This window comes from Algoriphagus chordae (assembly GCF_003254055.1).
GTDB lineage: Bacteria > Bacteroidota > Bacteroidia > Cytophagales > Cyclobacteriaceae > Algoriphagus > Algoriphagus chordae.
Genome location: NZ_QKZT01000006.1, coordinates 135211 through 154048, shown reverse-complemented (window position 1 = coordinate 154048; position 18838 = coordinate 135211). Strand labels below are relative to the sequence as shown.

Below are 18838 nucleotides of genomic sequence, written 5' to 3'. Positions count from 1 at the left end.
GCTTCAAAACTAAAAGGCGTGGAGATTGCTCCACGCCTCAAAGATAAAATATTCTTTCGATAGAAGAGCCTTAGAATCCTCCTCTGTATGTATATGTCTTCGCAACTTTATCAATAGCAACGATATAAGCTGCTATTCTCATAGGCACCTCATACTTCAATGAGGTCTGATAAACTGTATCAAAGGCATCTTTCATGATCCTGTCAGAACGACGATTTACACGATCAGCAGTCCATTTGTAGCCCAGTCTATTTTGAACCCATTCGAAGTAAGATACTGTCACTCCACCAGCATTTGCCAAGATATCCGGCACTGCCATGATTCCTTTTTCGTTGATGATAGCATCCGCTTTTGCAGAAGTTGGGCCATTGGCGCCTTCTACGATCAGCTTAGCTTTGACATCATTTACATTGTGAATCGTGATCACATCTTCTACCGCAGCAGGCACCAGCACATCGACATCCAAGATTAGCAGATCACCTGCATTTTCCATTTTGTCTCCGCCTTTGAAGCCTTCTAGGTTTCCGCCATTTGCATCACGGTATTCTATAGCTTCGACAATATTGATTCCTTTTTCATTGTAAAAAGCTCCTGTGTGATCGGAAATAGCGACAATCTTCAAGCCTCTTTCTTCCAAAAGTCTAGCTGCCCAAGAGCCTACGTTTCCGAAGCCTTGAACTGCACAAGTAGCTTGAAAAGGATTAATTTTTAATTTTTGCATGGCTGCCAAAGCAGAGACCATCACACCACGACCAGTAGCCTCGGTTCGGCCTAAGGAGCCACCCAATACCAAGGGTTTCCCTGTGACTACTGAGTTCACCGTCATTCCACGTGCTTTGGAATACTCATCCATGAGCCAAGCCATTTCTCTAGGACCTGTACCCATATCTGGAGCAGGAATATCCTTATCGGGACCGAACACATCGATCATAGACAAGGTATAGGCCCTGACGAGTCGTTCGATTTCACCCTTCGACATTTCTCTAGGGTTGCATCGTACACCTCCTTTACCTCCACCATAAGGAATGTCCACTACTGCACATTTCCATGTCATCCAAGCCGCCAGCGCACGCACCTCATCGATGTGTACATCGGGGGCAAAGCGGATACCGCCTTTGGCTGGGCCAAGAATGTTGGAGTGGATTACTCGGATACCTTCAAAGACTTGGATTTTTCCATTGTCCATGGTGATAGGAAGGGAAACGATTACTTGTTTGGCAGGATTTTTCAGCACATTGTACACCTCATCAGAGAGGCCTAGCTTTTCAGCTGCAATGTTGAATCTTTCCATCATTGACTCCAAAGGATTCTCTTTATCCTTAATAGGAGCCGGTTCAATGTAAGCCATATTTGGGTTTGATTTAGTTATTCAAATGCGCTGCAATATTAAGCAGATTTTCAATTAACAGGGGCCAGAATTAGAAGATTTTCAAAAAGGCAGTAATAAATGGGGCAGAAAGTAACAATCCGTCAAAACGGTCCATAAATCCACCATGTCCCGGAAGTCCTTTTCCAGAATCCTTGATCTCAATAGATCGCTTAAAAAGCGACTCAATCAGATCTCCATATGTACCGGCAATTATAATAATCCCGGCAATCACTAACCACTTCCAATCATCAATCACATGAAAGTACCTTGTTAAGACAAAAGCCACGCCAATTGCAGAGAATGCTCCTCCCAAAAAGCCTTCCCAGGATTTCTTCGGAGAAACTCGCTCGAATAACTTAGTCTTACCAAATTTTGTTCCCGCAAAATAGGCTCCGGTATCAGAAGCCCAGAGAATCAAAAGACAACCAATAATGATCTGATAATTATATGTGGCATCCACTGAGAATACCGCAAGATTTAGCAAAGAAAAGGGCACTGCAACATAGAAAAGACCCAAAAACGTATAAGCTACGCCAGTGAAAGGTTTTTTATCTGTTTTGCGATAAAGCTTAATAAAAAAGGTAAGTGAGACAATAGGAAAGATCAAAAAGAAGTAATTGCTGGATAGATGCTCCTTCTCTACCAAGAAGGTCAGGCAGAAAATCATCAGCCCAAGAAATGTCCCAAAGCTCTTCAGTGGAAGCATCCCATCAAGTCCACTCAGCTTGTAGAATTCCATCTGAGCAAAGCCCAAAATCCCCGCAAACACCAGAAAATAAGTCCAGTCTGAATAGATACTACCTCCCACAATAATCAGGGCACCAAACAAAGCCGTAATTGCTCTCTGACCTAGATTACTGTAGTTATTTATACTAAAACGTGATCTCATTCTTGATAAGGTTATTCGCCAACATCAAATCTTCACGCTGCACATGTACCTCGTAGTTTCCAAAAATCTGATACACTGTTTCTTTTTTATTCAACACTACAGCCTGTATTTTATGCTCCTCCAAGACGCCTTTGACGATCTCAGCTCTTACCTGCATAGGGGTTTCAAAGACCTTGTTCCAGTTCTCCATTGGGTTTATTTATTTTCTTAAAGTAAAAGATTCCTGCCATAAGAACCAATAAACCAATAATTGCAGCAGGATAAGATACTGTATCCGTGGATTCCATATCAAAATCTATCATCCCTTGTTTGGAAGCATAGACCATTACTATGGTAATAGTATTATTTAGTATATGAGCCAAGATGGGATAAGTAAGACTCCCCGAATAATAATAAAGGTAACCAAACATCCCTCCCAAAAATAATCGAGGCAGAAAACCGTAAAACTGTAAATGAATAGCTGAGAAAATAAAAGCTGTCAACCAAACACCAGCATGACCATTCCCGGTATACAAATGCATTTTGGGCTGAATCAAACCTCTAAAGAACATCTCCTCTCCTATGCCTGCAAGCACCCCTATCACCAAGATCCCCATCAGTAACTCTGGAATAGATTGGAAATCGGTCAGAAACATCGTGAGATCTAGCATTTGCTCCTCCATCTCCTTCATCCAAGTCTCTACTCCCGACAAGAATTCTGGAAGAACCAACTGGGAATTCCAATAAACAAGTAAACCATTGAAGAGCATTCCGCCTAGCGCAATAAGGATAACCAATCCTGCACCCATGGCATTAAATCGCGATAATTGAATATCCCAATGCAGGTTAGCTTTGTCGATGAATCGCATAATGACATATGCCGCTACCCAAAAGCCAATTCCTGATCCTATACCCTGAATAAAAAACATCGCCATTCGTCCATTTTCAGGAGAATAATCTCCAGTCATAAGGCCAAGAATCTCCGCCATCGTGATATCAAATAGAAAAGGTGCAATAGCTAATGCAACTACTTGAAGCACGATCAAAACTCCTAATCCTACTAAAACAATGACTATCAGGGACAAAAGCCAACTCTTCCTCTTGGCAATTTCTGAATCAGTTTCGTATATCTCCATAATTGAAGTAAATTTACGCCCAAATTTAAAATAAGACGTGGTTAAGATAGGAAACTTGGAGTTAGGGGACTTCCCTTTGTTGCTTGCACCGATGGAAGATGTCAGCGATCCGCCGTTCAGAGCAGTGTGCAAACAGAACGGTGCAGACCTGATGTACACGGAATTTATAAGCTCAGAAGGCTTGATTCGTGATGCAGCAAAGAGTGTGGCTAAACTAGATATTTTCGATTACGAGAAGCCTATAGGGATTCAGATTTTCGGAAATGAGATAGCCTCGATGCGGGAGGCGGCAGCGATCGTAGAAGAAGCTCAGCCAGATATTCTGGACATCAATTACGGCTGCCCTGTCAACAAGGTGGCTTGTAAAGGTGCGGGTGCGGGGATTCTCCTAGATATTGATAAGATGGTCTCGATGACTGCCGAAATCGTGAAAGCCGTAAATATCCCCGTGACAGTAAAAACTCGTCTGGGATGGGACAATGATACCATCCGTATCGTGGAAGTGGCAGAGCGCCTTCAAGACGTAGGGATTCAGGCAATCAGCATTCACGCACGTACCAGAAAGCAAATGTACAAGGGCGAAGCTGACTGGAGCTACCTAAACCAGGTGAAAGAAAACCCACGCTTGCATATACCTGTTTTTGGAAACGGAGATATTGATACTCCGGAAAAAGCACAGGAATACAAAAACAAATACAATGTCGATGGCATGATGATCGGCAGAGCGTCCATTGGGTATCCATGGATCTTCAATGAGATTAAGCATTTCCTTGCCACTGGTGAAAAACTTGCTGCTCCTGGCTTAGATGAAAGAATTGCTGTCGCAAAGAAGCATCTGGATTTCTCAGTAGAGTGGAAAGGCCCAAAACTCGGAATTCTGGAAATGAGAAGACATTACACGAATTACTTCCGTGGCATGCCCAATTTCAAGCAGTACCGTTCCGAAATGGTCACTGCCGAAACTTACGAGCATGTATATGAGATTTTAGAAAAAGTCTCTGATGTGTACGCAGATCACGTTTTTTGAGTTGTTGAAAGGTGGTAAAGTTGGAAGGCACAATGCTTAATCACAACTTTACCACTTACCTACCTTACCACTTTTCACCTGTTTTAAATGTCCATATCCACCAACGACAGCAATCTCAAAAACTGGGCTTTGCTTATTCTTTTATCCCTGATTTGGGGTAGTTCATTTATCTTGATCAAAAGAGGACTGGAAGTCTTTTCAGCGGGTGAAGTCGGCGCATATAGGATTGTAGCTGCTGCGACTTTTTTGCTGCCGCTATCCATACCAAGGATTAAGAAACTCGATAAAACTCAGTTTAAAAATCTAATCATCGTGGGCTTTGTTGGTAGTTTTATCCCAGCCTTTCTTTTTGCAAAAGCCCAGACTCAACTCAGCAGTTCACTCACAGGGATGCTGAATGCACTCACTCCACTTTCTGTAGTAGTAATCGGCGCTTTATTCTTCAATTCCAAGATTACCCGAAGAAACGGAATAGGCTTAGCGATTGCATTTATAGGAGTTTTCATCTTGGTGACCATCAAGGAAGGCTCAGGATTCAGTGCTTTTGCAGACATCAACTCTCATGCATTCTATGTGATCTTGGCCTGTGTCTGCTATGGCCTAAACCTGAATATCATTAAATACCGCTTTCAAAAGCTCAAACCTCTAGAAATCACGGCAATATCCCTGACCATGGTCTTGCCAGTGGCCCTGTTTTACCTGATGGCTGGCACACAATTTTCTTATAAAGTAGTGAATATTGAAGGTGCATTACCCGCTTTAGGCTATTTAACCCTTTTGGGAGTATTGGGAACCGCCATTGCATTGATTATTTTCAATATGCTGGTAAAAACTGCCACCCCTGTTTTTGCGGCATCGGTAACTTACATCATCCCTATCGTTGCTATTTTCTGGGGAGTATTGGATGGTGAAGTACTGCTTTTGGGTCACTACATCGGAATTGTAGCGGTGATTCTTGGAGTTTGGTTTGGCAATAGGAAGAAGATTAATACTCCCTAATCTCCATTCATCCGCTCTCTCCAGGCAAATGCTAGTTTCGGCAACTGCTGATAACTATTGATTCCAGCCTTGACGCCTTGGGTTTTCAAGAATACATCATTTGTCTTTCTGCTCAATTCCAGAGAAAAAGCCTCAATCTTATCACTGTTTCGCTTGATTGACATCATGTCATTTTTGATACCTGGATCTAAGTTTTTCAGCCATTCCCTATATTCCTCCGGCGCCATGCGATAATAATCCCTGATTTGATACATCATCAATCTCAGTTGTCCCGAATACCTAAGAAGCGGGTCATCACTATTCGTACAAATCACCCAAGCGATAAAATTTGCTTCTCCTTCATTCGTCACTCCGTAGCTGTGCGCCATCTCATGTGCAATGGTAAATGGCTTCTCTAATGCATGCAAGGTAGGATCGATGTAACTTTCACCCGTAAAAGGGAAATAAATACCAAGAATACCCATTTTCCGCATAAAGCCAGGCGGTGGGAAAAGTTTCGTCCTAGGCCTTCCTGTGAAGTTCAATCCCATCATATCCAGATTGTCAGCGATATTGGAACGAACGAGCTTTTCCAGTTCTGGATAGGGCAAAATCTCCTCGATGGCAGCAGTATCCTGCGTGACTGAATTGCGGTATTGTAGCGCCAATCGCTGTGTTATCAGTACCTCGCGTTTCAACTCCTCCAAATTCATAGCATGTGGACTTAGCCCTAGTTGCTGCACGATGGGTGTTCGCTGGTAATTGAATCCCCAGAGGAAAAGAAAGAAGAATATCAAGGCACCAAGGCCATTGGCTAGCGCTCGAAAAGAGTAGAGAACTCTATTTTTCCAGCCATTTTTTTTGCGAAGCCTATAAAAATAAAGACCAATGAGCAGGATTACTGAAAGGATAAACAAATAAACGCTGGGAAAAGGCAATCTTCCCAGCGTCATATCTATTACGTTCCGGATTCCCGGAAAGAAAATTCTAGAATAAATTTCATCAGTAGCTTCAGGATTGAGAGCTGCCAAATAACGAATCCCCAAAGCAATAACTCCAAGAATCGCCCAAGACCAATCTCTCTTCCCCATAAAGAACTACTTAAACTCCTTCTGCTACCACTTCCTTCACTTCAGGAAGCATTCTGGTAAGCAGGTTTTGAATACCGGCTTTCAAGGTCACTGTACTCGAAGGACAGCCGGAACAAGCCCCTTGCAACTGAACTTTGACCACTCCGTCGTGGAAAGAATGAAACACGATAGCTCCACCATCTTGCTCCACTGCTGGACGGATATACTCGTCCAATATTCCTTTGATTTTTTTCACTACTTCCGAATCATTTTCATCAAAAAGAGGATCCTTATCAAATCCAACAGGAACTGGAGCTTTGCCAGCTTCTAGATACTGCTTGATATGATCACGAACGACACCTTGAATCTCTGACCAGTCCACACTTTCAGTCTTGGTAACTGTCACAAAATTAGATGCGATAAAAACACGCTCTACTGCAGCAAAATTGAATAGTTCCAGCGCCAATGGGCTGATCTTAGCACCTTCAGCATCTGGAAAATCAAAACTTACGCCCTCATCAACCAACATAAAATTGGCTACAAATTTCAGGGAATTTGGATTAGGATTGGCCTCCATATAGAGGTGTACAGGTCTTGCTTGTGCTTGTAGCATGGTATTCTTGATTTTTGTTTAGAAAACCGATTTGCTGGCATTAAGTTCCAGCAAATCAGTATTTCATTTTTATTCCTGGCTTTGAAGCTGATCAAAACCATTTTTCAACGGAAATCTATTTATTATTTAAAAGGATGTCCAGTAGCTGCGTACCAGATTCCACCTGAAATATGCTTTAAGAAATCGGCTTCTACCCAGGCAGACTCCACATGACCCAGCGCGGTATAGAACACTCTTCCACCATCAAACTCATGATACCAAGCCATAGGGTGATTGTCTCCATTTCCTTTGGCAGGCTTGTAGGTACTTTCATCTGCTTTTACTAAGACCTTGATATCAGGGTTGATATCTCTGAACTCATACAATTCATCGTACCATAGCCAGTTTTTAGCCAAATGCCAAGTGGCTGGGTGATTCTGATCTACCACTTCCAATCTTAAGGTTTGCTGTGCCGGATGCGTAAGGAAATATGCTCCAATCATCTTGTTATACCAAGGCCATTCGTATTCTGTATCAGTTGCAGAGTGAATCCCAACAACGCCCTTTCCACTTTGAACAAACTTCTGGAAAGCAGCTTTCTGCTCATCATTGAAAATCGTCCCCGTCGTAGATGCCAAAATCACCACATCGTATTTCGCAAGATTTTCATCATTAAAAGCACCTGCATCTTCAGTAGTATAAACACCGAATCCTTGAGTTTTGCCAAGTTGCTTAATCGCTGCTACCGCTTCGGGGATAGACTGGTGACGGAAGCCGGCGGTTTTACTAAAAACTAAGGCTCTGAATTGCTGAGCTTGGGTGGTAAGCGCGACACTGAAAATCAGTGTAAGAGCGAGAATCGTACGTTTTAAGGTCATAGGGTTTGAGTTGTTAGGTTATTATATAGTACTATTTGAACATTGAATTTGATAATTGTTACTTGATTAATTCAAACTTTTCTCCAGCTTCTTTTCTGGAAAAAGCATTGAAATGCCACCATTCCGAACCGATTCCCGAGAAGCCATTTGCTGTCATCACTTTTCGAAGAATGTCTCGATTTGCTATTTGAAACTCGGTAAGCTTACCTTCATCAAGCATTTGTTTTTCACGATCAGGATAGGCTGGATAGCCAAAGTAATCATAGCCAGTGCCCATATCCAAAGTTGAATCTGCTTTGGTGTCAAAAATAGTCAGATCTACCGCAACTCCGAAGTTGTGCAAACTACCTTTTTTCGGATCTGCGACATAAAGTGGTTTCAAAGAATCTGGTTTGTCTAGATTATCCCAAAGGATCTGCTGCACAGAGGAAGGACGGACCCCATCATAGACCAACAAGGTATAATCTGGGTACTCAGTTGTTAGCATTTCTTGAGCTTTCTTCAATTGCGCTGCCACTTCTGGCTGGAGAAAAGCTTTGGTCAGATCCCCATATACATCCTGCTTAAAAAAATTATCTGTAGTAGAATATTTCAACTCCACTTTAATCGCTGGAATCAGCTCTTGTATATCTACTAAGCCCTGTGCTACTAATTGGCTTTCCAGCTCCGGTATTTTTATCTCCTTCTTTGGATCATCCTCTTCTAGGGCATGTCCCAATTCATCTACAAACTCAACTTCATCGTCAAGAACAGTAACTTCACTGGGAGAACAGCTCCAGATAAGTATGATAAGTATAGTAAGTGGAAAAGAGAATCTCAATGGTTTCATTTGTTTCTATTGACTATTGTGGCCGAGGCCTGCGCTGTGGGCAATACCACCACATCGGCAATCGTCACATGAGAAGGTCTAGTTACAGCAAATTCTACAATATCCGCAATATCCTGAGCGACCAGAGGTTCAATTCCCTGATAGACAGCATCCGATTTGTCTTCATCCCCCTTGAATCTTACCAAGGAAAACTCAGTTTCCACCAATCCGGGATGTATCGCGACCACACGAATCCCAAATTGATTCAGATCAATTCGCATCCCTTTAGTGATCGCATCGACCGCATGCTTGCTCCCACAATAGACGCTACCATTGGGATAAACTTCCTTCCCAGCGATGGATCCAATATTGATAATCATTCCTGATTTCCGTGATGTCATTCCTGGAATTATTGCTCTGGAAACATACAGCAATCCTTTTACATTGATATCCATCATCGCATCCCAATCGTCGAGGTTGGCAGTTTGTACTGGATCGATACCATGGGCATTCCCGGCATTATTGATCAACACATCAATTGATTTCCATTTTTCGGGCAGATTCTCAAGGATTTCCATCACCTTTTCCCGATCACGCACATCGAATATCAAAGGCAAAAAATCAATTCCTTCGGGTAATTCAGACTTCAATTCCTCCAGACGGTTTCCACGTCTTCCTGTAGCAATGATATCATAACCAATCTTAGCAAGGCTGATAGCAGCAGCTTTACCGATTCCGGAAGTTGCTCCTGTAACTAGGGCAATTTTGTTTTTCATAGAGGCAAGTTAAAAAAATTATCCATGACCAATTCTCAATAATCAAGTCCCAAAACAAAAAATCAACTAATAGCCATTTAAGAAGAAAAAAACACCGTCCCTGTAATTGGAGATTCAGTTAAGAATTAAGGTTTTTAGTTTATACCTATGTTTAACCAATAACACTAACCACATTTTTCTTAAACAGTACCAATGCGAATTGCAAAACTTGTAGTCATACTCCTCCTTAGTGCATCCTGTAATCAAAAACAGAAAGATTTATCACTAGCAGATTTTCTTATTAATACAGAATCTTTCTCTATCGATCAACATATTAGTCCTAGCACTTTTCGAATGCAATACATTGATGGGAGCTTATTTTGGTGGAATAGAGATCACAGTTCTATCACCGAAATTGATTTAACAGATAAAGTCTCTAGACCATTTTTAAAATATCAGTTTGAGGGGCCAAATGGAATCGGAAGCCCATCCGGATTTTATATGGTATCGAGGGATAGTATTTTCTTCCCGTCCAAACTTTCAAAAATTTTCCTGGTCAATAACAATTCTGAAGTGCTAAATTCATTTGACTATTTATCCCTAGGTGACCATAAGTATTCCGCCAGTTCATTTACTCGCTATACCCGTCCATTTCATTTTTATGCAAATCAATTATTCTTTGAAGTAGGTCCACAATTAGTTCCTACAGAATTTATATCTGAAGATTTCTTGAAGTCCTACTCTCCCTTTGTGACTTTGAACTTAAATCAGGGAACTTTTGAGGAATTGCCGATGAGATTCACTTCATCAGCTCATTTCAAATTTGGCCCGAATACGCTAAACATGGTTTTTGCTGCATCAGAAGAAAAATACCTTATCATAGGTACACGTACTGATATGCTTTACTACTATGATCTTTCTACTCAAGAGATTGAAGAGATTCAACTAGAGTCACAGCTATTAACCAGATTCTCCAACGCCTATTTTGAAGCAGATAGAATGGGAAATACTATCGAAGAAAACATGAGGCTTTTGTACAAGGACAGCCAAAACATAGGCTTGCTAGTGGATCAACATCGGAAATTACTTTATCGAATTGGTTTTGCCGGGGAAGAGGTATCTGCAGATTTGGACGCGATGAAATATTCGGAGTTCCTACCAACTTTCACTATTAGTATCTATGATATTGAAGACGAATTTTCCCTATTGTCAGAGTTTTCCCTTCTTCGAAACACCTACCTCGCCCATCACTACTTCGTAGATGAAAAAGGCCTGAATCTATTCCCCATGCATCCCGAGAATCCCGAGTTTAACGAAGACGAAATGGTGATCCATACCTTTGATTTTGGGAGTTTGAAAAAATGAGCAATGGGCAATGCTCAATTATCAAGGAAGACGCTTGAAATTTTTACTGCTCCTCGCAATTTGCAATTGCGAGGATATATCATAGGATTTGCAATCCGTCAATCTTCTGACCTCTACTGAAAATTCAAGTAAATAGTAATTGACTTTTTCTTAATAGAGGATATTGCATCCCGAAGTTCTGGGCGGGTGTTTTCAGCTTGGTAGAGATTATTCAACCCATGTGAAAAGCGGATCTCTGGAGCAAACTTGAAGTACTTGAAATAAATCTCAAAACCCATTCCAGCTTCTAGGGAAAAATCCTGTCCAGTCAATACAATATCATCCACATTGGCTTCATCCTGACTCTTGGTACGGAATTGATAACTCGCGCCACCCAGCCAGTACATCCGCGTATTATTGAATCGTACCGAGCGATATTTAAACAAAAGCGGAAGCTCTACTACAGTTTCCTCAGATGCGTATTCTGTCACGTAAGTTTCACCTTCAGGGAAAGATGCCACATTCGAATTAGTATTAGCTGGATCTATAGGGGAATAAAAATAAGTGACATCCGTCTTGTATTCGTAGAACCCAACTTTAGGAGTAAACAACAATGACATCTGATCGTGAAATCTCAAAATTCCGATGAAACCAAGCGAAAATCCTGGTGAAAACTTTGGCTCAATACTTCTTACCGAAGCAAAAAGATTAGTCTCATTCGCTTGCTGATTTAAGAAGGCATCAGAATACTTCAGTCTGAGCGTGCTCGTATGTGCTGCAAGAAAGAATCCGTATGAAAGGGTCCTATTATCCGAACCAGAAGTCGAGGTCATGCCAAACATCCCTTGCCCAAAGGTGGGAAGCACTGCCAAGAAAAATACTAAACCTAATAGGACTACTTTGTTCCTACGTAGATTGAGCTTATTCCAAATGTGAGTGGTTTGCATAGGTTGCTTGTGAATCCAACGTTATTCATAATTCTCAGGAAATCCATTCCGTATGGAAAGGCCTGTACTGACTCAGGTAGATAAGTATATGCAGAATTGTCTTTGGATACAATTTTGCCTATTTGTGGAAGAATAGCCTTTGAATAAAATGCATAGGCCTGCTTCATTGGAGCTTTGGTAGGCTTGCTAAATTCCAAGATTACCACTTTCCCTCCTGGCTTGAGTACCCGATACATATCAGACAATCCCTTCTCCAGGTTTTCAAAATTCCTAACACCAAAAGAAACGATGACTGCATCAAACTTATTATCTTCAAAAAGTAAGCCTTCAGAATCACCCAGCTGTAGCTCGATTTTATCCTCAAGACCTTTTTTCTTCATTTTTTTGCGACCTTCCTCTAGCATTCCTTCGGAAATATCTACTCCGATGATCTTATCTGGGTTCAAAGAAAGTGCTTCGATCGCAAAATCTCCCGTGCCAGTAGCGATATCCAGGATCAACTTCGGCTGATCTTCTTTCAGATATTTAATTGCTTTTTTTCTCCAAGTGATGTCAATTCCCATGCTGAGCACGTGATTGAGCAAATCATATTTGCCCGAAATGTTGTTGAACATCTCAGCTACCTGATCTTTTTTGGAATCTTGCTTGTCTTTGTAAGGAACTACGGCCATCAGAATTCTGTCTTTGAAAGGACAATAATAGGCAAGAAACACGAGGAAAGGAAAAATGTTACACTTCGGTTTCATCCTTCCCTTTTCGGATAATGTCGTACTTTTGCATTCAAATACCAGCAGATGATCCAGACAGCCTCTTTTGTAATCAGTAATTCGAACCCCGGAAATTGTCCCAAGCCTGACCGTGCTGAGATTGCTTTTATCGGCAGATCCAATGTGGGCAAAAGCTCATTGATCAATATGCTAGTCAACCAAAAAGGCTTGGCAAAGACTTCTCAAAAACCAGGTAAAACCCAGTTGATCAACCACTTCCTCGTCAATGACAAGTGGTATCTAGTCGATCTTCCTGGCTATGGTTTCGCCAAAGTAAACCTGAAAGTGAAGCAGGGCTGGGAAAGTATGATTACTACCTATCTTACGAAGCGGGAAAATTTATGCGGCGTGTTTGTCCTGATAGACAGCAGATTAGAACCACAGCAGATTGATTTAGAATTCTTGCTTTGGTGCGGCACTCAGGAAGTCCCTACTGCCTTGGTATTTACCAAAGCAGACAAGCAGTCTAAGTCGAAAACTAATCAGAACATCCAGAAGTTTCTGAAGAAAACCAGAGAAATGTTCGGAGAGAATCCGGACTACTTCGTCACCAGTGCAGAAGCTAGCACCGGTAAAGTGGAGTTAACAAAGTTTATGGAAGAACTAGTAACTGAATATGAAGCCAGGTGAATCATTTAATTGATAATCCTATATTTGCATCCTCGAAAAAATAAACCAAATGAATTTTAAAGATCTTGCCACCGTAGCCGGTAAACCCGGCTTGTTCAAAGTTTTGAAGCCTTCACGCACAGGAGTTATCCTCGAAAGCATGGATGCTAAGAAAACTAAACTCGTTGCAGGCATGTCCCAGCGTGTATCTATTTTAAGCGATATTTCTATTTATACCTTGACAGAAGAGGGTGCTGAGCCCTTGGAATCTGTAATGCAAAAGATTGAAGCTGAATTCCAAGGTGATTTGGGTTTGGATGCCAATCCTGATGACACGGAACTTAGAGCTTTCATGAAGCATATACTTCCTGCAGTGGATGAATCGAGAGTTTATACTTCGGATATCAAAAAACTGATCACCTGGTACAAGTTACTACGCGTTCAAGCTCCTGAAGTATTGGAAAAAGTTGGAGAAGAAAAACCAGAAGAAGCCGAAGTTCCAAAAGAAAAAGAGCCTGATGCTGATAAAAAATCAGACAAATAAATCATAGGCTGTCTCCAGAGACATTCTGATGACAGCCTGAGCGGAGTCGAAGGCCAATTGCTATGAATACAAATGCATTTCGACTTCGCTCAATGTGACAAAGGCTTTATTAAACAGCCACTTTTTGGACATCAACATGAGTAAATCCTTATCTGAAGAAACTTTTTCCCTGCTCCGAAAGGACTTTGACTTTCCAGAAAATATAGCGGAATTTGATGAGGAAAAGGCCATTGATACGCTTACGAAAGTCATCGCATATATGCTAGATAGAGAATTTGAGCGTTTGCTTCAGATTTGCTACCGAATCGACCTTGGAGAAGAAAAACTCAAAAAAATCCTTCATGAATCCGAGCCTGACCAAGTTGCACCGGATTTGGCTCTTGCACTTTGGGAAAGGCAAAAACAAAAAATTGAAATCAGACGAAGGTATTCAGCAAATGATTAAGCTTCAGCATTTATATTAAAAGGAGATTTTAGGCAATTCTCCCTATTTTAGACTTTCTAAATCATACTGTTTTTCCTTATGAAAACTTTTCACAAGCTCTCTTATCTACTTTCCCTTGTCTGTATCGTTTCCTTTAGCTCCTGTCACCAAGATGAGGACAAAGATCCGGTAAAGTCAGACGCAGAACTGATTGGTTCGGGCATAGCCTGGAAGTTCAGTACAGTCACTGCCAGCGGACTTGATGCAAGCTCCTTTATTGACGAATGCCTGCTTGACAATCTGATTACCTTTACATACTCAAGCAAAACCGGAGTCGTTGATGCTGGGCCAATAAAATGCGATGAATCTGACCCTCAGACTGAAGAATTCACTTGGAGATATAATGATTCGACCAAAATTCTATCATTTGATAGTGACGTGATCGATATTCCTGGCGCAGCCAGCGATCTAAAGGTAATTAGCGTCACTAGCGCAGAGTTGGTGCTTTCTCAAAATGTAGCCCTACCAGGCTTTGGTACTCAAGAAGTAATAGTCACCTTAATTCACTGATCTCAAATTCACATCTTTAATATTCTAAATCAGGAAATAGCCATTGCACTTGTGAGCGCATGGTTTATTTCCTTTTTTTGTTTTCAACCCAAACTATCAAACCATGGCAAATCCTATCTGGATCATGACCTCTGCTTTTGACCAACTCAATCTGGATCAAACGGTAGAAAAAGCGTTAGAAATCGGTTCTCAAGGTCTTGACCTTTGTGTATTCCGCAAGGATGGAACGCGTGATGACTTTGTGGCTACCCACTTGGATTATGAAATCTTTGGGCCAGAGGATGCCAAGCAACTCCTAGAGAAATTCAATGGTGCCAAACTCCGACTTTCCATAGGCGCTTTTGACAATCTCATCGGTGGTGATCCAGCTGAGCGTATCAAGAATCAAAATCATCTACTAAGATTGATCCGAATGGCATACCTACTCGGTGGGGATGAAAATGATGTGAAGGTCGGAACCTTCGTGGGTTACAATCACGAGTTCGGAAACCAAGAAGGTGGCTTTGAGAAAAACCTGCTGGAATATCAGCGAATATTTGGGCCGATTATCCGCTACTCAAATAGCCTAGGAGTGACTGTTCTCTATGAAAACTGCCCGATGGAAGGCTGGAGAAGCTCAGGTCACTTTGGTACGTTCAATAACCTGACGGGAGTCTTGGCGGCTAGAAAAATCATGTATGAGCTTGTTCCAGAAGTCAATCATGGAGAAATCTACGATCCCTCTCACGATATCTGGCAGCACACAGATCCAGTGGAAGTCATCAAAAATACAGACATGAATCGCCTGAAGAGAATCCACGTCAAATCCACCCGAAATAATCCTGACCCCTTCTGGGGAAATATGTATCCCATGCAGGAAGTTCGAGCTGAATGGGCTAAAAAAGCCGGTATTCCTTCCAGCACGAACCCTTGGGATAGGCATCATTACGAAGCTACCCTTCCTGGTTTTGGATTGGGTGACTCGATGGATTGGCGGGCTTTTGTGAATATTCTCAAGGAGCGCAATTTTTCCGGACCTTTTGAGATCGAGAACGAGGCTTTTCTCTCCAAGCAAACAGGAAATATGGGTGCCATCGTCCAAGGCTGCAAAGCCGCGGTGCAGAATTTGGCGCCTTTACTTTATGAGTTGGGAGAAAATGGCTGGCAATATCCTGAGTCAGCATACAAACCTCTTTCAGAAATGAATAGAGCTGATATTCCCTTAATGACGATGGAGAGATTAAGTTAAAAGTATAGTTTATAACATGAAGCAAACACTTTATATATTATTTGCAATATTGATTTCGCAAGCTCTCCACTCTTGCAAATCACAATATTCGATGGTGGAATTAAATAGAAATTTCACAACTGAACAGATAGCTGATTTGAATAAGATTACAGAATTTTTCAGATCAGAAATGTGCTTAAGTATGGAAAGTGATTTCAAAACTTGTTATGAACGAATCCCACACGAATATTTAGAGGCTACAGGCAGTCAGTTTTGGACAAAAATAGACTTCGAAGACCAGAAGAAATTGTATGAACAAATTTCAGAATCAACTTTCAATGAGATTTGGTCCTATTGCGAAAGTAAATACTATCCTAGTGAAACAGTAGCAGAAAGCCTTTGTGCAAACCCAAAAGGTAAATACCAAGGTTTTTTAACGGAATTAGGAAAAACTAATCTATTCATTGCTAAATATGCGAAAAGAATCAGGGCATATGGCAGCTTTAACACATTGGATATTCAATACTTTGATGTGCTTGGTGATAAAAAATCTTTGGACCTAAACGACCCTAACATTCAATTGATTTTAGCCATACACTATTTATCACTGAATGACCAAACCACTAGAAATGCAGCTTTAAGTTCAAAAGGCAAAATAATTAATGCACCACCAATCCTTGATAGCAATTAAATGGGGCTGTAATTAACATTGATCAATACCGTAGTATCATATGGTGAAAATTCATTCACGAAATGTTTTTAGGGAACGAGATAACACTATTAATTCAATTTTGCAGGGTTTGAAACACTTTACTCAGATTTCAGACTTTAGATCTTTTACTTTTACCTCTGGCTTTCTTCGTATCCTGTATCTGCTTTCAGATCAAATCCTTCTGCTGCCTGCACCGCAAGCACATCACAGCGCTCATTCTCGATGTTGCCTGCATGACCTTTTACCCAGATGAATTTCGGTTTGTATTTCAGGTGGAGCGGAATGTAGCGTAACCAGAGATCCGGGTTTTTCTTGTCTTTGAAGCCTTTTTTCTGCCAGCCCCAAATCCAGCCTTTCTCTACAGAATCAACTACATATTTACTATCCGAATAAATCTGTACAGGAAATTCTGTTGTATTGATCGCCTGAAGCGCACGGATTACCGCTAGCAATTCCATGCGGTTGTTGGTAGTCAATCGAAAGCCTTCTGATAGCTCTTTGCGGTGTTTTCCGAATTTCAGCACGGCACCATAACCTCCCGGGCCTGGATTTCCTTTGGCAGCGCCATCAGTATAAATGGTAATCATGCAACAAAGAAAAGAAAAATGAAATGAAGAATTGGGCTAAATCCCAGATTCTACTCCAATAGGAAAGGCATTTGTTTTGAAAATCTTCACAGCGATGGAAAGCAAAATAATTCCAAAAATTCGTCTCAGGACATCCAAACCAGTTTTACCGATTTTACGCTCCAGCCAACCCGTACTTTTCAACACAATGTATACCAATATCAGATTCAACAGTATCCCAATAGCAATATTGATTTGAGCAAACTCCGCTTTCAACGTCAAAATCGTAGTAAGAGTACCTGCCCCTGCGATCAAAGGAAAAGCGATAGGGACAATAGAAGCACTGTCTTTGGCATCAGGATCAGATTTGAAAAGCTCGATTCCCAAGATCATCTCAGCACCAATCGCAAAAATGATCAGCGCACCCGCAATCGCAAAATCCTCTACTCCTATACCGAAAAGGCTTAAAATCGATTTGCCGGCAAAAAGAAACAGAATCATCAGCACACCCGCAGCCAAGGTGGCTTTTTCGGACTGAATATGACCAACCTTCTGTCTTAGATTGACTATGATCGGGATAGAACCGAGGATATCAATCACAGAAAAAAGGATCAGGGAAACCGATAGAATTTCTTTCAAATCAAACATTCCGCGAAATTAGACATTTAACCTTTGAGGTTTCAAAAACCTCGAAGGTTTTTAGATTATGAAATGGTGAAGAAAAAAGTCACTGTGAAATTCTGTACGAGCTCAATAGCTACACTGTGAAAACTATAAAGGTCCAAGCCTATCTTATAGTAGGCAGGAAGTAGTACTCAAACATGCAGTAATTGGATTTCTACCTTTCTAAGATTATTTCAAAATTGGTAGGAGTTACTATTTGAGCAATTTTGAATGGGTTGAGTTCTATAAGATCCTTATCTCCTGTTACCAAAAAATCAGCTTTAGAAAAATCTATCAAATCTAACAGGAAACTATCCTTGGGGTCTCTATTGACAAAGTGCGTTGGGCTAATCTCAACCTTTTCAGCGATCGTTTCCAAAAGTTCTATTAGCTCATTTACTGAGTCTTGGGGGAAGTATTTCTTGAGTTTTTCCCTATTAGTTACTTCTTTGATTTCCAGGAGAAGTTGATCTGTAATAACAAGCAACACATCTCCATTTGAAATATAGTGTTTCAGCTTTGCTAACCTTTTACCTATAAGAAAGCTAATCCAAACATTAGTATCAAATATGACTCTGATCTTTTTGCCTTTCATAGATTGCTTGCCTTACATTTTCAATTTCTCCGTCAAGCACCTCATTGTCAAGCTCATCGGATTTAAATGACTTTAAAAGCTGAGTAAGCTTCGAGTCAATCACTTCTTTCTCTAGCTCTTTGGATAGGAGCAACTTTTGTTCTCTTGGCAACTGCTTTACAATGGAGAGAATTTTTTTAAACGATAGATCAACTTGCAATTCAGTTTTCATCTTTTGTTTGTTTATCTAGAATCAATTTACGATAATTTTCAATGTATAGTTAGAATTCACCGACTAACCTATAGCTCCACTTTTCGTTTGGTCAAACTAAAAAATCAAAATCCTGAGTTCTCACACTAGTGAAATAATCAAATCCCCCTAGCCCACTTTAAGGACTTTTTGTTCCACAATAAGTATGCAGTCTATGGG

24 protein-coding genes are annotated in these 18838 nt (G+C 41.0%); 9 read left to right on the top strand and 15 right to left on the bottom strand.

From position 1 onward, the window contains the following. Positions 1–70: 70 nt before the first annotated feature. The 4 genes from LV85_RS08370 to LV85_RS08355 all read right to left on the bottom strand — a co-directional run bounded on the left by LV85_RS08370 (position 71) and on the right by LV85_RS08355 (position 3373). The gene (locus tag LV85_RS08370; RefSeq protein ID WP_111318248.1) at positions 71–1348 is read right to left on the bottom strand and encodes a Glu/Leu/Phe/Val family dehydrogenase; all 1278 of its coding nucleotides are present in this window, start codon (positions 1346–1348) and stop codon (positions 71–73) included. A gap of 70 nt (positions 1349–1418) precedes the next feature. Next, positions 1419–2258, bottom strand: a complete 840-nt coding sequence (locus LV85_RS08365) for a phosphatidate cytidylyltransferase (RefSeq protein WP_111318246.1) — start codon at positions 2256–2258, stop codon at positions 1419–1421. After that, complete coding sequence (locus LV85_RS08360; RefSeq protein WP_111318244.1) at positions 2242–2448, bottom strand: putative signal transducing protein; 207 nt, start codon at positions 2446–2448, stop codon at positions 2242–2244. Before LV85_RS08360 ends, LV85_RS08365 begins: the two co-directional genes overlap by 17 nt. Beyond that, positions 2423–3373 carry a CPBP family intramembrane glutamic endopeptidase gene (locus tag LV85_RS08355; protein ID WP_111318242.1) on the bottom strand — a complete coding sequence of 317 codons (951 nt, stop codon included), beginning with the start codon at positions 3371–3373 and terminating at the stop codon, positions 2423–2425. The genes LV85_RS08360 and LV85_RS08355 overlap by 26 nt, the downstream gene beginning before the upstream one ends. Positions 3374–3410: 37 nt before the next feature. On the opposite strand from LV85_RS08355, the gene dusB reads away from it, so the two are divergent. Together dusB and LV85_RS08345 are read left to right on the top strand one after the other, a co-directional pair. Next, positions 3411–4400 carry a tRNA dihydrouridine synthase DusB gene (gene dusB, locus LV85_RS08350; RefSeq protein WP_111318240.1) on the top strand — a complete coding sequence of 330 codons (990 nt, stop codon included), beginning with the start codon at positions 3411–3413 and terminating at the stop codon, positions 4398–4400. Between the two features lie 87 nt (positions 4401–4487). After that, complete coding sequence (locus LV85_RS08345; protein ID WP_111318238.1) at positions 4488–5399, top strand: DMT family transporter; 912 nt, start codon at positions 4488–4490, stop codon at positions 5397–5399. On the opposite strand, the gene LV85_RS08340 is transcribed toward LV85_RS08345, so the two are convergent. The 5 genes from LV85_RS08340 to LV85_RS08320 all read right to left on the bottom strand — a co-directional run bounded on the left by LV85_RS08340 (position 5396) and on the right by LV85_RS08320 (position 9502). After that, positions 5396–6469, bottom strand: coding sequence for a DUF3810 domain-containing protein (locus tag LV85_RS08340; protein ID WP_111318236.1), 1074 nt, complete (start codon positions 6467–6469; stop codon positions 5396–5398). The genes LV85_RS08345 and LV85_RS08340 overlap by 4 nt on opposite strands. A gap of 10 nt (positions 6470–6479) precedes the next feature. Then, positions 6480–7061 (bottom strand): NifU family protein, encoded by a 582-nt coding sequence (locus LV85_RS08335; protein WP_111318234.1) that lies wholly within the window; start codon positions 7059–7061, stop codon positions 6480–6482. A 122-nt stretch (positions 7062–7183) separates the two neighbouring features. Further along, the gene (locus tag LV85_RS08330; RefSeq protein WP_111318232.1) at positions 7184–7918 is read right to left on the bottom strand and encodes a ThuA domain-containing protein; all 735 of its coding nucleotides are present in this window, start codon (positions 7916–7918) and stop codon (positions 7184–7186) included. A 58-nt stretch (positions 7919–7976) separates the two neighbouring features. Next, positions 7977–8747 (bottom strand): M15 family metallopeptidase, encoded by a 771-nt coding sequence (locus tag LV85_RS08325; RefSeq protein WP_111318230.1) that lies wholly within the window; start codon positions 8745–8747, stop codon positions 7977–7979. Continuing rightward, positions 8744–9502 carry an SDR family NAD(P)-dependent oxidoreductase gene (locus LV85_RS08320; protein WP_111318228.1) on the bottom strand — a complete coding sequence of 253 codons (759 nt, stop codon included), beginning with the start codon at positions 9500–9502 and terminating at the stop codon, positions 8744–8746. The genes LV85_RS08325 and LV85_RS08320 overlap by 4 nt, the downstream gene beginning before the upstream one ends. Positions 9503–9694: 192 nt before the next feature. Here LV85_RS08320 and LV85_RS08315 point away from each other — a divergent pair, with 192 nt between their 5' ends. Continuing rightward, positions 9695–10846 carry a DUF4221 family protein gene (locus LV85_RS08315; RefSeq protein WP_111318226.1) on the top strand — a complete coding sequence of 384 codons (1152 nt, stop codon included), beginning with the start codon at positions 9695–9697 and terminating at the stop codon, positions 10844–10846. 113 nt (positions 10847–10959) lie between these two features. On the opposite strand, the gene porT is transcribed toward LV85_RS08315, so the two are convergent. Together porT and ubiE are read right to left on the bottom strand one after the other, a co-directional pair. Further along, positions 10960–11772: a type IX secretion/gliding motility protein PorT/SprT gene (porT, locus tag LV85_RS08310; protein ID WP_111318224.1), complete on the bottom strand. Its 813-nt coding sequence runs from the start codon at positions 11770–11772 to the stop codon at positions 10960–10962. After that, positions 11721–12443 (bottom strand): bifunctional demethylmenaquinone methyltransferase/2-methoxy-6-polyprenyl-1,4-benzoquinol methylase UbiE, encoded by a 723-nt coding sequence (gene ubiE, locus LV85_RS08305; RefSeq protein ID WP_111318439.1) that lies wholly within the window; start codon positions 12441–12443, stop codon positions 11721–11723. Before ubiE ends, porT begins: the two co-directional genes overlap by 52 nt. Positions 12444–12566: 123 nt before the next feature. Here ubiE and yihA point away from each other — a divergent pair, with 123 nt between their 5' ends. The 6 genes from yihA (at position 12567) to LV85_RS08275 (ending at position 16584) form a co-directional block, all read left to right on the top strand. Further along, complete coding sequence (gene yihA, locus LV85_RS08300; protein WP_111318222.1) at positions 12567–13169, top strand: ribosome biogenesis GTP-binding protein YihA/YsxC; 603 nt, start codon at positions 12567–12569, stop codon at positions 13167–13169. A 49-nt stretch (positions 13170–13218) separates the two neighbouring features. After that, complete coding sequence (locus tag LV85_RS08295; protein ID WP_111318220.1) at positions 13219–13692, top strand: DUF5606 family protein; 474 nt, start codon at positions 13219–13221, stop codon at positions 13690–13692. Between the two features lie 136 nt (positions 13693–13828). After that, the gene (locus LV85_RS08290) at positions 13829–14137 is read left to right on the top strand and encodes a hypothetical protein (RefSeq protein ID WP_111318218.1); all 309 of its coding nucleotides are present in this window, start codon (positions 13829–13831) and stop codon (positions 14135–14137) included. A 78-nt stretch (positions 14138–14215) separates the two neighbouring features. Then, positions 14216–14686, top strand: a complete 471-nt coding sequence (locus tag LV85_RS08285) for a lipocalin-like domain-containing protein (RefSeq protein ID WP_111318216.1) — start codon at positions 14216–14218, stop codon at positions 14684–14686. A 103-nt stretch (positions 14687–14789) separates the two neighbouring features. Further along, entirely contained in the window at positions 14790–15914 is a 1125-nt protein-coding gene (locus tag LV85_RS08280) for a sugar phosphate isomerase/epimerase family protein (RefSeq protein ID WP_111318214.1), read from the top strand. A 16-nt stretch (positions 15915–15930) separates the two neighbouring features. Then, the gene (locus LV85_RS08275) at positions 15931–16584 is read left to right on the top strand and encodes a hypothetical protein (protein WP_146260451.1); all 654 of its coding nucleotides are present in this window, start codon (positions 15931–15933) and stop codon (positions 16582–16584) included. 152 nt (positions 16585–16736) lie between these two features. Here the strand turns inward: LV85_RS08275 and rnhA are convergent, their stop codons facing one another. The 4 genes from rnhA to vap15 form a co-directional block, all read right to left on the bottom strand. Continuing rightward, the gene (gene rnhA, locus LV85_RS08270; protein WP_111318210.1) at positions 16737–17192 is read right to left on the bottom strand and encodes a ribonuclease HI; all 456 of its coding nucleotides are present in this window, start codon (positions 17190–17192) and stop codon (positions 16737–16739) included. A 36-nt stretch (positions 17193–17228) separates the two neighbouring features. Next, positions 17229–17819, bottom strand: coding sequence for a MarC family protein (locus LV85_RS08265; protein ID WP_111318208.1), 591 nt, complete (start codon positions 17817–17819; stop codon positions 17229–17231). Between the two features lie 190 nt (positions 17820–18009). Next, positions 18010–18429, bottom strand: coding sequence for a putative toxin-antitoxin system toxin component, PIN family (locus LV85_RS08260; RefSeq protein WP_111318206.1), 420 nt, complete (start codon positions 18427–18429; stop codon positions 18010–18012). Continuing rightward, positions 18398–18640: a type II toxin-antitoxin system VapB15 family antitoxin gene (gene vap15 / locus LV85_RS08255; RefSeq protein WP_111318204.1), complete on the bottom strand. Its 243-nt coding sequence runs from the start codon at positions 18638–18640 to the stop codon at positions 18398–18400. The genes LV85_RS08260 and vap15 overlap by 32 nt, the downstream gene beginning before the upstream one ends. Positions 18641–18838: the final 198 nt, after the last annotated feature.

What these genes read in the sequence shown, in the direction of transcription:
- LV85_RS08265 (WP_111318208.1), bottom strand. Translation starts at nt 17,819, where the DNA reads ATGTTTGATTTGAAAGAAATTCTATCGGTTTCCCTGATCCTTTTTTCT.
- LV85_RS08290 (WP_111318218.1), top strand. Translation starts at nt 13,829, where the DNA reads ATGAGTAAATCCTTATCTGAAGAAACTTTTTCCCTGCTCCGAAAGGAC.
- LV85_RS08355 (WP_111318242.1), bottom strand. Translation starts at nt 3,373, where the DNA reads ATGGAGATATACGAAACTGATTCAGAAATTGCCAAGAGGAAGAGTTGG.
- rnhA (WP_111318210.1), bottom strand. Translation starts at nt 17,192, where the DNA reads ATGATTACCATTTATACTGATGGCGCTGCCAAAGGAAATCCAGGCCCG.
- LV85_RS08330 (WP_111318232.1), bottom strand. Translation starts at nt 7,918, where the DNA reads ATGACCTTAAAACGTACGATTCTCGCTCTTACACTGATTTTCAGTGTC.
- LV85_RS08345 (WP_111318238.1), top strand. Translation starts at nt 4,488, where the DNA reads ATGTCCATATCCACCAACGACAGCAATCTCAAAAACTGGGCTTTGCTT.
- LV85_RS08365 (WP_111318246.1), bottom strand. Translation starts at nt 2,258, where the DNA reads ATGAGATCACGTTTTAGTATAAATAACTACAGTAATCTAGGTCAGAGA.
- LV85_RS08320 (WP_111318228.1), bottom strand. Translation starts at nt 9,502, where the DNA reads ATGAAAAACAAAATTGCCCTAGTTACAGGAGCAACTTCCGGAATCGGT.
- porT (WP_111318224.1), bottom strand. Translation starts at nt 11,772, where the DNA reads ATGCAAACCACTCACATTTGGAATAAGCTCAATCTACGTAGGAACAAA.
- ubiE (WP_111318439.1), bottom strand. Translation starts at nt 12,443, where the DNA reads ATGGCCGTAGTTCCTTACAAAGACAAGCAAGATTCCAAAAAAGATCAG.
- LV85_RS08275 (WP_146260451.1), top strand. Translation starts at nt 15,931, where the DNA reads ATGAAGCAAACACTTTATATATTATTTGCAATATTGATTTCGCAAGCT.
- LV85_RS08360 (WP_111318244.1), bottom strand. Translation starts at nt 2,448, where the DNA reads ATGGAGAACTGGAACAAGGTCTTTGAAACCCCTATGCAGGTAAGAGCT.
- LV85_RS08325 (WP_111318230.1), bottom strand. Translation starts at nt 8,747, where the DNA reads ATGAAACCATTGAGATTCTCTTTTCCACTTACTATACTTATCATACTT.
- LV85_RS08340 (WP_111318236.1), bottom strand. Translation starts at nt 6,469, where the DNA reads ATGGGGAAGAGAGATTGGTCTTGGGCGATTCTTGGAGTTATTGCTTTG.
- LV85_RS08285 (WP_111318216.1), top strand. Translation starts at nt 14,216, where the DNA reads ATGAAAACTTTTCACAAGCTCTCTTATCTACTTTCCCTTGTCTGTATC.
- LV85_RS08335 (WP_111318234.1), bottom strand. Translation starts at nt 7,061, where the DNA reads ATGCTACAAGCACAAGCAAGACCTGTACACCTCTATATGGAGGCCAAT.
- yihA (WP_111318222.1), top strand. Translation starts at nt 12,567, where the DNA reads ATGATCCAGACAGCCTCTTTTGTAATCAGTAATTCGAACCCCGGAAAT.
- LV85_RS08370 (WP_111318248.1), bottom strand. Translation starts at nt 1,348, where the DNA reads ATGGCTTACATTGAACCGGCTCCTATTAAGGATAAAGAGAATCCTTTG.
- vap15 (WP_111318204.1), bottom strand. Translation starts at nt 18,640, where the DNA reads ATGAAAACTGAATTGCAAGTTGATCTATCGTTTAAAAAAATTCTCTCC.
- LV85_RS08315 (WP_111318226.1), top strand. Translation starts at nt 9,695, where the DNA reads ATGCGAATTGCAAAACTTGTAGTCATACTCCTCCTTAGTGCATCCTGT.
- LV85_RS08260 (WP_111318206.1), bottom strand. Translation starts at nt 18,429, where the DNA reads ATGAAAGGCAAAAAGATCAGAGTCATATTTGATACTAATGTTTGGATT.
- LV85_RS08280 (WP_111318214.1), top strand. Translation starts at nt 14,790, where the DNA reads ATGGCAAATCCTATCTGGATCATGACCTCTGCTTTTGACCAACTCAAT.
- LV85_RS08295 (WP_111318220.1), top strand. Translation starts at nt 13,219, where the DNA reads ATGAATTTTAAAGATCTTGCCACCGTAGCCGGTAAACCCGGCTTGTTC.